Genomic DNA, 10,276 nt, shown 5'->3' on the forward strand with positions numbered 1-10,276 from the left:
GGTGCCCCATGAACGAAATTCTGATCATCGCCCGTAAAGAGCTGCTTAGCGTGGTGCGCGAGCGCCGGGTGCTTTTTACCACCCTGATTCTGCCCATCCTGATCATGCCGCTGGTGATGTTCGGGCCGATTCTTCTATTCGCCAACGCGGCCCGACAGACCCAGGAGTCGGTGCAGAAGGTGGGGGTGATGGGGGTTCCGGCGGTGGTGCTGGAGGAACTCCGAAAAGCCAAGGTTGAGCCCATCGAGGTAGCCAACCCCCAGGAGGCCGTGCAGAACCGCGAGGTGCAGGCGGCTCTGGTCTTCCAAAACGGGCGCTACATTATCTATGGCCGACTCTCGGGTGGGGCCACCCAGAGCGCGCTGGTGGTGGAGAAAGCGCAGGCTGCGCTGCGGGCCTACAAAGACCAGGTGGTGGCCGAACAACTGCGGGCAAGAGGGATTGGCACCGATATCCTGGAGCCTTTCAGCATCGAGACCAAAGACGCCTCGCGCGAGCAGGAGCGGGCCGCCGGCCTGTTTGCCTTTCTGATTCCGTACTTTTTGGTTTTGTTCATTCAAATGGGCGGCATGCCGGTAGCGGTGGATGCCACGGCAGGGGAGAAGGAGAAGGGGACCCTCGAGGCCCTCATGGCGGCCCCCGTCCCGCTCATCCAGGTTCTGCTGGGCAAAGGGCTGGCGGTGTTTGTGATGTCGCTGCTCTCGACCTTTGCTGCCGTGGCCGGACTCTTGCTGGGTGGCGGGGTGTTCCGCAACCTTTTTGCCGCCCAGCTTCAGGCCGTGCAGAACGGAGAGAACCAGGCCCAGCTAGGAGGTGCCCTGGCCCTTGACCCGCTGGGTTATCTGGCAATCCTCGTTACTGCGGTATTGTTCGCCCTGCTCATCATCGCCATCATGATTTCCCTGGGCCTGTACGCCCGGAGCTTCAAGGAGGCCCAGAGTTATATGAGCCCCTTAATGCTAGTGATGATTATTCCTATCCTGTTTCTTCAGTTCTCGGATTTTCTTAAACTGCAAGACTGGTATTTTGCTCTGCCCTTTGTGAACGTGATGCTGGCGCTGGATGCGATTGTCAAAGGTGCAGCCACCGCGACCCAACTGGTTACCACCTGGGCCTCTACCCTGGCCTATGCGGGGTTGGCCCTCTACCTGGCCTACCGCAATTTCCAGCGGGAAGACGTGGTCTTCAGAAACTAAGCCAACGGCAGGGCCACCGGCGGCTTCTCGTTTAGGATGGCCTGCACATCGGGGTACTGCTTGATGTTGTAGTAGGGGTCGCGCTCAGCCGGGGTAAAGCCTGCGTCGGCGATGTGGCGCACGATTTGCCGCACGGTGGCGTGGGTGCGGTTGTGTCCAGCAGCCACACTGACCACGTTTTCTTCCAGCATGGTGGACCCGAAGTCGTTGGCCCCGTAGTACAGCGCGGCCTGGGCTATCTTGAAGCCCATGCTGGGCCAACTGGCTTGTAGGTTGGGAATATTGTCCAGGGCGATGCGGGCGATAGCAAGCTGCTGCAGGTACTCGTGCGCGGTGGCCCCCGGCGCTTTGCCCTTGAGGCGGGTGTGCTCGGTTTGCAGCGTCCACATGGCAAAAGCCGCAAAGCCCCGCCCGTACTCGCGCAGGGCCTTTTCCTGCTGCTCGCGAATCTGGAGCAGGTGGGCAATGCGCTGTTCGTAGGTCTCGCCAAAGCCAATCACCATGGTGGCAATGGTGTAGAGTCCCAGGCTCTGGGCGGTGTCGAGGATGCGGAACCAGTCACGGCTCTTAATGCGGGCTGGAGCCGCTTTGGCCCGCACATCGTCCACCAGAATTTCGCCGCCAGCGCCGGGTAGTCCATCCAGGCCGGCTTCCTTGAGGGCAGTCAGCAGTTCGCGGCAGTCGCGCCCGGTGATCTTCTCCAGGCCCAGAATTTCCTCGGGGCTAAAGGCATCAATGCGCACCTCGGGGTAGTGTGCCTTGAGGTAGCCTAGAAGCTCGAGGTACCACTCGAAGGGCAGGTCGGGGTTGACCCCACCTTGCATCAGGATGCGCCGCCCGCCAATCTGCATCAGCTCTTCAATCTTGTGCCCGATCTCCTCAAAGGAGAGCACGTAGGCATCGCCCTGCCGTTTGGTGCGGTAGAAGGCGCAGAAGTTGCAGGCCACGTTGCAGATGTTGGTGTAGTTGATGTTGCGGTCAATCAGGTAGGTGACCACCTGGGGATTGCTGCGCTGGAGCCGCAGTTCGTGGGCCACCGCCGCCACTTCGGGGAGGGGAAGCTGGTAGAGCTCGAGTATTTGACCGGCCGAAAGTCGTTCGCCCGCTGCCGCACGGCTCAAAACGTCCATGGGCTTATTCTACCGACTGGCTTTTTGGAAAAAGTAGGACAAATAACCCCTTGTTCTATGTACATAGCCTCAAATCGCGCACGTACTGTTGGTGGTACAACTTGTGTTTAGGTCAGCTAAGAAGAGTTGCCAATACCTTCTATTCTCGTGCATCGAGATGAAAAGATGTGGATAATCGCAAGCTAAAACCACCAGATTTAGCCGAAGTGTTCTCTGTACCCGGACAAACACATGTGAGACTGGATAAGTGAGAATAGGGGAACCACTCCAAGCAAGAGGAGGTTCCCCAGATGCAGCTTACCACGGTTGGTCGAGAGATATGGCAAGGGGCTAGACAAGCGAAGAAGCTGGCCGAAGCCGGGGCAGGCGACCCGGAGGTGCAGGAACGCCTGCGCAAGCTCAAACTGGTCCAAGCGCTGCGTGAGGGCAAAAAGAGCTGGCGTGAGGTTCAAGAGCTGGTCGGGATTAGCCGGGCCACCTACTACCGCTGGGAAGGGGCGCAGCAAGAAAAGGGTCTGGCCGGACTCAAAGCCAAGCCCCGTCGCCCCCGGCGTCAGCGGAGGAAGGTGCACTGGACGCCTGCGCTGCTGAGCCGGATAGAAACCCTGAGAAAAGCGAACCCCACCTGGGGGAGATGGCCCCTCTGGCTAAGCCTGAGGAAGCAGGGCCTGGAGGTGAGCGAGCGCACGGTGGGCCGCATCCTGGCCTACCTGGAGGGCAACGGACGGGTAGAGCGCGTGGCCAGCTATCTGGCCAGGGCAAGGGGAGGAAAGGGAAAGTCAAGCGCGCATAGACCCTACGCCCAGAGGAAACCCCGAGGCTACCAGGCCGAAGCACCGGGGGATCTGGTGCAGGTGGACACCCTCACGGTGAGCCCGGGGGCGGGGGTCAAACACTTCTCGGCTGTCGACCTCTCCAGCCGCTTTGCGGTGGCCGAGGTGCATACCCGGGCTACGGCAAGCCTGGCGGGGGGATTCCTGTGCAGACTGGTGGCCCAGGCCCCTTTTGCCATCCGAGCGGTTCAGGTGGATGGCGGGAGCGAGTTCATGGCCGAGTTTGAAGAGGCTTGTCAAAGTTTGGGCATTGCGCTATTCGTGCTGCCACCCCGGAGTCCTAAGCTCAATGGCTACGTGGAGCGGATGCAGCGAACCTTTAGGGAGGAGTTCTATACCCGGTCTCTGCCCACCCAGATCAGCGAGCTGCAATCGGAACTCGATGCCTACCTTGACCACTACAACCGCAGAAGGCCTCACATGGCCTTGGGTGGCCTTGCACCTTTGGAGTTTTTGGCTAAGATGCAAGAGGCGTCGGTTCCCCAAAGAGTCTCAAATGTATTGACGGATTACATTCTCTTGCCCCTCCAAACTGCCGCATGGTATTTTTGTTTGAATCTATGCAAGGTCAAGAACTTCCTTTTTGGGAACGTCCCGAAATCGTTGAACAGTTTGCTTCAAGGCCGCCAGACAAACGAATGGTGGAGCTATTGACTGATGTAACCAGAAACTACAGAGTCCTCGATCTGGGCTGCGCGGGTGGGCGCAACACCGAATGGCTGGCAAAGGAAGGGTTTGATTTCTACGCCTTCGATGGGTCTAGGGCGATGATCGAGAAGACCCGCTCTCGAGTGGAGCCCTTCGTAGGCCGGGTCGAGGCCGAGCGGCGCGTGGTGGAAGGGAAGATGGATGATCTCGGTGCTTTTCAGTCCAACTTTTTCGATCTAGTGATTTGTTTTGGCGTTTACCACGGTGCACAGAGTACCGCCGAGTGGAACCGTGCCATCGGGGAGACCGCTCGAGTCCTAAAACCGGGCGCCCACCTGCTGATGACCCAGTTCAGCCCCCGCTCGGACCCAACCGGGAATGGCTTGCAAAACGTTGAGCCGCACATGTTTATGGGCTTCCGGGGTGAGCGGCGGATGTTGCTGTTGGAACCGGACGAACTCGATGCCTGGATGCTGCTGCACGGACTGACCCCCATCAAACCCACCTACGATGTCACCGCGCCCGCCGACGAGGGGGGAACCAGGGTGGTGGTCAATGGGTTTTATCAGAAGGCGGATAGTTGATGGCTCTAAAATCAGTTCGCAACCAGAACACCTTCGCGCAGGTGTAGCACTTCGTCCGCCGCAAACCGGGCCAGCTCGAGGTCGTGGGTGGTGAAGAGCAGGCCCAAGCCTTGTTCGCGCACCAGGCCCAGCAGCATCCGCATCACGCCCGCCGCCAGCAGCGGGTCGAGCATGGCAGTGGGTTCGTCGGCGAGTAGGAATTTGGGCGAGCCAAGCAGCGCCCGCACCAGCGCGGCGCGTTGCAGCTCACCGCCTGAAAGCTGGTGTGGGTATCGGGTAAACCACTTCGGGGCGAAGCCGACCCGCTCGGCGGTCTCGAGCAAGTGCCGCTCCCGGTTCTCGACCCTCAAGTCCAGCAGTCGGAATGGCTCGTGCAGACTCCGATGCATCGTCCAGCGGGGGTTGAAGGCGGTCTCGGGGTGCTGAGGCAGATAGGCCAAAATACGCGAGCGCTCCTTGGCCTGGAGTTTGGACTGGTGGTGCAGAACCTGCCCGCCATCCGGCTCGATTAGGCCGAGCAAAATCCGCAGAAGGGTGGTCTTGCCGCAGCCGGACGGCCCCATGACCGCGACCACTTTCCCGGTCTGTAGGCGCAGATGCACGTCCCCCAAGACCCGGCGGCCCCGGTAGCTTTTGTGCAGCCCCGTGGCCTCAATCTGCATAGAGCCAGCACCTCACCTGGGCCGCATCGGAGCTTAAGAGCAGCGGTTCTTCGCTCTGACAGCGCGGCAGGGCTTTGGGGCAGCGGGTGTGGAAGCGGCAGCCCTGCACCGAGCGGCTCTCGGCCCAGGGCAGGGCTTGCAGGCCGTTTTGCGGCAGGGCGCTCAACAGGGCCTGGGCGAAGGGATGCTGGGGCGCGGCAAAGAACTCAAGCGCACTCGAGCTCTCCACGGCCTGCCCCGCGTAGAGCACCACCACCCGGCCCGCCACGGCGCGAACCAGCTCGAGGTCGTGGGTCACCACCAGCGTGGCCAGGTCGGGCTGGAGCTGCTGGGCTTGGCGCAGCAGTTGGGCAACCTGTTGCTTGCGCTCGGTGTCCACGCCCTTGGTTGGCTCGTCCACCAGCAACACCTTGGGGTGCTGGGCAAGGGCCGCCACCACCAGCGCCCGCTGGCGCATCCCGCCCGAGAGCTGGTATGGGTATTGCTTGGTGATGGTCGTTGCAGGGCGCAAGTCCAGGGCTTCTAGCAGCCGGTGAACGCGATCCTCGGCCTGTTTTTTCGGGAGGCCCCTGGCCACCAGCGCCTCGGTTAGTTGCAGTCCCAGCGGCAGCATCGGGTGCAGCGCCTGCGCCGCGCTCTGCGGCACCCAGGCCAGTTCTTGGCCCAGCAGCGGGCGGAGCGCAGCAGGACTTAGGCTCAACAAATTTTGTCCCTTGTACATCACGCTTCCGCTCACCGTGCAGCCCTCCGGCAGCAGCCGCAGCACCGTCTCGATAAACACCGACTTGCCCGCGCCCGATTCGCCGATCAGGGCTACAGTCTGGCCGGGCTCGAGTTCCAGAGAAAAGTCTTCCAGCACCCGCACCGGGCCGCTGGCACTGGGAAAGGCTACGGTCAGGTTGTGGGCCTGCAAGCTCACGTGTCCCTCCGCAGGCGCGGGTCGAGGCGGCGCTCGTCGCCCAGCAAGGGCAGCGAGAGGGCCAGCACGGTCAGGGCCAGGGCCAGCGCGGGCGGCAAGACCGTCCAGACCCAGTAGTGGGCGGTAAAGGTCTGGTCTTGCTGGAAGGCCTGAAAAAGCATCAGCCCCCAACTGGGCACGCTGGGGTCGGTCAGACCCAGGAAGGCCAGCCCGGTCTGGGCTACCAGCCCAAAGCGAATTTCCAAGAGCAGGTTGACCATCACCAGCGGCGTGAGCTGCGGCAGCACGTGCCTAAACAGCACGTACAGCCCGCTCCCGCCCAGCGTGCGGGCCACCTGCGCGTAGCCCGCCTCGCGCAGCCCGGCCACCGCTGGGCGCAGGGTACGGGCGGTGCTGGGCCAGCCGAACAGGGCCAGAATTACCACCGCGTTGAGCGGGTCGGGCTTGAGGTACAGCGCCAGCAGGATTAGGAGCGGCAGACGCGGGAAGGCCAGGATCAGGTCGGTCAGGCGGGTCAGAGGGGGCTCGAGGCCCGTCCAGTAGCCCGCCGCCCCGCCCACCAGCAGGCCCAGCAGCGTGGCCAGCACCCCCGCTGCCAGCCCCACCCCCAGTGTGGTCAGCGCCCCGTGGGCCAGCACCCGTAGTACGTCCTGTCCGATGTCGTCGGCTCCCAACAATAGCTGGTTGCTGGGGGGTGCAAAAGGTGGATGGATGGCCTCGGCCCTGGGCAGCCCAAAGCCCAGCAGCACCAGCCCCAGGGGCACCAGGGCGCACAACCCGGCGGCGATTTTCACCGGCCCTCCGCCGTGCGCGGGTCGAGGCCCATCACCACTAGGTCGGCCAGCAGGTTGAAGAGCAAAATCGTCCCCAGGGTCAGCAGGAAAATCCCCTCGATCAGCGGGTAGTCAAAGCGGGCAATGGCGGTTAGAGAGAGTGTGGAAAGCCCCGGATATCCGAACACCGCCTCGATAAAGAAAACCCCGCCAAACGAAGCGCTCAAAATCAGTGCGGTGCGGGCTACCAGCGGGGGCAGCGCAGCCCGCAGCAGGTGGCGAAAAATCACTATGCGCTCGGGCAGCCCCTTGGCCCGCGCATAGGTCATGTGGTCATTGCCGAGCACACTCAGGAAGGCTCCCCTGGCAAAGAGGTAGAACAGCCCCAGCTCCCACAGCACGTAGGCCAAAACCGGCAGCGCCAGGCGCTCGAGGCGATCCCCCAGCCCCTGCCCCGGCAGCATGGTCGAGACCACTGGGAAGACCGGCCACACCACCGCCAACAAGATCAGTAGCAAGATGGCAATAAGGAAGGGTGGCAGGGCTTGCAGCAGCACCAGCCCGCCCAGCAGCCAGCGCTCCCAGGCTTGCTTGTAGTTGAGTGCCGAGACCAGCCCCAGCCCCACCCCCAGCAGCAGCGCGGGCAAGAAACCCAGCAGCACCAGCAGCAGGGTGCGCTCGAGGTAGGGCCAGACCGCCTGGGTGACGGGCTGGTTGTAGTATAGCGAGGTGCCCAAGTCCCCCCGCAGCATCCGCCCCGCGTACTGCCAGAACTGCCCCAGGAGCGACTGGTCGAGGCCGTACTGGGTCAGCAGCCGCTGCTTCTGCTCCTCGCTCAGGGCGGTGGCGATCTCGCTGTGCTCGAGGCCCAGCAACGGGCTCCCCGGTGCCAGCCGCAACAGAAAAAAGTTCAGCGTCAACGCCAGCAGGGCCAGCCCCAGGTATTGCAGCAGGAGGCTCGAGAGGGTGCGGGCAGGTCGGGGCACGAATGATTACCTCGAGGCCAGCCCGCCCTCGATAAAAGCCAGCTTGTTGTAGTAGCTCGGGGGGCCGCCGCGCCCCGCCAGGCCGCCCTTGGTCCAGAAGAGGCGGATGCCCTCCTTCTCGCGGAACACCCCCCGGTCTATGGGGTGGTGGAGGGTCAGCTTGGGCAGGTCTACGGCCAGCAGGCGCTGAAGCTCGAGGGCCGCCCGCAGCCGCTCCGCTGCCGAGGTGGTCTCGTTCCAGCGTTTATAGAGTTCGTCGTAGCGCGGGTTTTTGTAGTAGCGTCCGGGGAAGTCGGGGTTGGGGAAGAAGTTGAAGGTGCCGCCGTGCCCGTTGACGTTGATCACGAAGTCGCCCCGGTCGAGCACCTGCTGGTTGGGGCCGGTCTCGAGCACCCGAATCTCGGTCTTGAAACCCAGGCGGTTGATGTCCTGCTGCACCAGTTGGCAGATACGCACGTTCTCCTGCCCTCGACAGACAATCGGTAGTTCGGCTTGGCGGCCTTGCGCGTCCAGCAGCGCCTCGCCTTGGCGGCGGAAGCCCAGTTTTTGCAGCATCGCCAGCGCGGTCTCGGGGTTGTAGGCGTACTCGGGCATCTGGTTGCCGAACCACGGCGACTCGGGGTGGATGGTGCCGGTGCTGGCCGGGATGCCATCGCCCTGCAAGCCCTGCTCGATGATGCGGGCGCGGTTGATGCCGTAGGCGATGGCCTGGCGGAACTCGCGGCTGTTGGTGGGGGCGCGGTTGGTGTTGAACAGCACCGTGGAGTAGAAGTAGCTGGGGTTGGGGCCGGTCAGGGCGAACCCGGCCCGCCCCTCGAACTCCTTGGCCTGGGTGGGCGAGAGCGGCGCAGCGTCCACCTCGCCCTGGCGCAGGGCCAGCACCGGGTTGGACACCTGGCGCAGAATCAGTTGATCCACCCGGGGCTTCCCGGCGAAGTAGGCGTTGTTGGCCTCGAAAAGGTAGTACTCCCCCGGTCGGTACTCCTTCACCTTGAACGGCCCCGTCCCCACAAAGCGATCCGCGCCCTGGTAGTTGAGCTGATCGGTGACCTTGCTCCAAATGTGCTCGGGGACGATCTTCTCCCAGCCCAGCACCCGCTCGAGGAAATCCAGCACGGGCCGCTTAAGCACGAAGACAGCGGTGGTGGGATTTGGAGTTTCGACCCGATCCAGGTAGGTGCTCACCAACTCGCCCTGGTTGGACAGCTCGGGCTTGCTACGCAGCAACTCGAAGGTGTACTTCACATCGCCTGAGTCGAAGGCCTGACCATCGTGCCAGGTCACCCTGGGGCGCAGCCGCACCGTCAGCGCCGTGCGGGCCTCATTCCAGCTCCAGCTCTGTGCCAGCCAAGGGATGGCCCTGGTGGCATCGCGCCACAGCAGGGTGTCGTAGACGAACGACGTGACCGCGAAGTGCGGCCCGGCCTGCCGCAACGGGGCAAACGGCGCGGGCGAGCCCACATCGGACTGGGCCAGGATGTAGCTCCCGCTGGCCAGCGCGGAGCCGCAGAGCAGTAACAAAGAAAACCACAACTTTCGCATAAGCTGGCTTATACCTCCTTCGACACCAATACCCAATACTCCAGATGAGTTGATGGTTTGAGCACGACTCGAGCCTTACAGAGCGAAGCGATCGCAAAGTGAGCCGTGACTCAAGAGGAAGCTCCGACTCCCGGCGTTATCCTGAGAGGGCAGGCTATCGAGGTGACTTGTAGAGTGGCTCAACCCAATGACCGCAAACCTATGCACCCTGCTCGGCCTTGGTGGCACAAGGCACGCACAATGTTTTTGCGTCCACCGTGCGGGTCTTATTTTGGGCTACGCTCTCACCGCAGGACTCGCAGCGGGTATAGAGGGGTGCGCCGTTGCGGCGAGGCGGCACAGCGGGGGGCTGCGTGAACTCGTAGAGGCTCTCGAGGGGCGCATCCAAAATCACCCTGGCCCTGGCGTTTTGCAACTGCCAGAAGCGCTTCTTGTCCTCGGGGGTCAGGGTTTTGTCGCGCAGCTTTTGCCACAGGGCTTGGTGTTCCTCGCTCATCGGGCCGCCCGCGCTGGCCTTGGAGACGATCCGCACGGTTTTGCCATCGGCGCGGCTGGTGAAGGTGTAGGCGTTCTTGCCGTAGTCGAGGTGCATCAGGGTTCCGCGCCCGAAGGTGCAGCCCACCAGATACTGAATCGCATCCACCGCGCACATATCGGTCTCGACCTGGGCCGCCACCTCCCACTCCTCGGTGGCCCGCCCCACCTCGCGCAGCGCGACCTCCGCCGCACGAATCCCCATCGCCAGTCCTGGACACAAATGCCCGTGGAAGGCCACCGCGCCTTGCACCATTTCCTCGGTAATCACGGGGGTTTCCTTAATCATTCCAGCCTCCTCTGGGTATTTCAACTTTTTCGATAGCTTAAGCCAAATAAATGCCTTCGTGTGCTACCTGCAGTCTACCCTTCCACCCCCGCCATCCTGAGCAGAAGACGGCTGCGGATGAGGTTGTGCACCAGCAGAATCAGGTTCACCCGCGCCAGGAAACCTGCAAACGACCGGGCC

10 protein-coding genes are annotated in these 10,276 nt (G+C 62.7%); 3 read left to right on the top strand and 7 right to left on the bottom strand.

The window, feature by feature from the left end:
• Positions 1-8: 8 nt before the first annotated feature.
• Complete coding sequence (locus WKI89_RS13050) at positions 9-1,196, top strand: ABC transporter permease (protein ID WP_337870292.1); 1,188 nt, start codon at positions 9-11, stop codon at positions 1,194-1,196.
• On the opposite strand, the gene mqnC is transcribed toward WKI89_RS13050, so the two are convergent.
• The gene (mqnC, locus tag WKI89_RS13055) at positions 1,193-2,326 is read right to left on the bottom strand and encodes a cyclic dehypoxanthinyl futalosine synthase (protein WP_337870294.1); all 1,134 of its coding nucleotides are present in this window, start codon (positions 2,324-2,326) and stop codon (positions 1,193-1,195) included. The genes WKI89_RS13050 and mqnC overlap by 4 nt on opposite strands.
• 290 nt (positions 2,327-2,616) lie before the next feature.
• Between mqnC and WKI89_RS13060 the strand changes: the two genes are divergently transcribed.
• Complete coding sequence (locus tag WKI89_RS13060) at positions 2,617-3,813, top strand: integrase core domain-containing protein (protein WP_337870296.1); 1,197 nt, start codon at positions 2,617-2,619, stop codon at positions 3,811-3,813.
• The gene (locus WKI89_RS13065; RefSeq protein ID WP_337870298.1) at positions 3,810-4,391 is read left to right on the top strand and encodes a class I SAM-dependent methyltransferase; all 582 of its coding nucleotides are present in this window, start codon (positions 3,810-3,812) and stop codon (positions 4,389-4,391) included. Before WKI89_RS13060 ends, WKI89_RS13065 begins: the two co-directional genes overlap by 4 nt.
• A gap of 11 nt (positions 4,392-4,402) precedes the next feature.
• Here WKI89_RS13065 and WKI89_RS13070 read toward each other — a convergent pair whose 3' ends face one another.
• From WKI89_RS13070 to WKI89_RS13095, 6 genes are all read right to left on the bottom strand, one after another.
• The gene (locus WKI89_RS13070; protein WP_337870300.1) at positions 4,403-5,053 is read right to left on the bottom strand and encodes a dipeptide/oligopeptide/nickel ABC transporter ATP-binding protein; all 651 of its coding nucleotides are present in this window, start codon (positions 5,051-5,053) and stop codon (positions 4,403-4,405) included.
• The gene (locus WKI89_RS13075; protein WP_337870302.1) at positions 5,043-5,972 is read right to left on the bottom strand and encodes an ABC transporter ATP-binding protein; all 930 of its coding nucleotides are present in this window, start codon (positions 5,970-5,972) and stop codon (positions 5,043-5,045) included. The genes WKI89_RS13070 and WKI89_RS13075 overlap by 11 nt, the downstream gene beginning before the upstream one ends.
• Positions 5,969-6,766: an ABC transporter permease gene (locus tag WKI89_RS13080; protein WP_337870303.1), complete on the bottom strand. Its 798-nt coding sequence runs from the start codon at positions 6,764-6,766 to the stop codon at positions 5,969-5,971. The genes WKI89_RS13075 and WKI89_RS13080 overlap by 4 nt, the downstream gene beginning before the upstream one ends.
• Positions 6,763-7,731 (bottom strand): ABC transporter permease, encoded by a 969-nt coding sequence (locus tag WKI89_RS13085; RefSeq protein WP_337870305.1) that lies wholly within the window; start codon positions 7,729-7,731, stop codon positions 6,763-6,765. The genes WKI89_RS13080 and WKI89_RS13085 overlap by 4 nt, the downstream gene beginning before the upstream one ends.
• Before the next feature lie 6 nt (positions 7,732-7,737).
• Entirely contained in the window at positions 7,738-9,273 is a 1,536-nt protein-coding gene (locus WKI89_RS13090) for an ABC transporter substrate-binding protein (protein ID WP_337870306.1), read from the bottom strand.
• 199 nt (positions 9,274-9,472) lie between these two features.
• Positions 9,473-10,096, bottom strand: coding sequence for an FmdE family protein (locus WKI89_RS13095; RefSeq protein ID WP_337870307.1), 624 nt, complete (start codon positions 10,094-10,096; stop codon positions 9,473-9,475).
• Between the last annotated feature and the right edge of the window lie 180 nt (positions 10,097-10,276).

The organism is Meiothermus sp., assembly GCF_037443965.1.
Classification (GTDB): domain Bacteria; phylum Deinococcota; class Deinococci; order Deinococcales; family Thermaceae; genus Meiothermus.

What these genes read in the sequence shown, in the direction of transcription:
- WKI89_RS13050 (WP_337870292.1), top strand. Translation starts at nt 9, where the DNA reads ATGAACGAAATTCTGATCATCGCCCGTAAAGAGCTGCTTAGCGTGGTG.
- mqnC (WP_337870294.1), bottom strand. Translation starts at nt 2,326, where the DNA reads ATGGACGTTTTGAGCCGTGCGGCAGCGGGCGAACGACTTTCGGCCGGT.
- WKI89_RS13060 (WP_337870296.1), top strand. Translation starts at nt 2,617, where the DNA reads ATGCAGCTTACCACGGTTGGTCGAGAGATATGGCAAGGGGCTAGACAA.
- WKI89_RS13070 (WP_337870300.1), bottom strand. Translation starts at nt 5,053, where the DNA reads ATGCAGATTGAGGCCACGGGGCTGCACAAAAGCTACCGGGGCCGCCGG.
- WKI89_RS13090 (WP_337870306.1), bottom strand. Translation starts at nt 9,273, where the DNA reads ATGCGAAAGTTGTGGTTTTCTTTGTTACTGCTCTGCGGCTCCGCGCTG.
- WKI89_RS13095 (WP_337870307.1), bottom strand. Translation starts at nt 10,096, where the DNA reads ATGATTAAGGAAACCCCCGTGATTACCGAGGAAATGGTGCAAGGCGCG.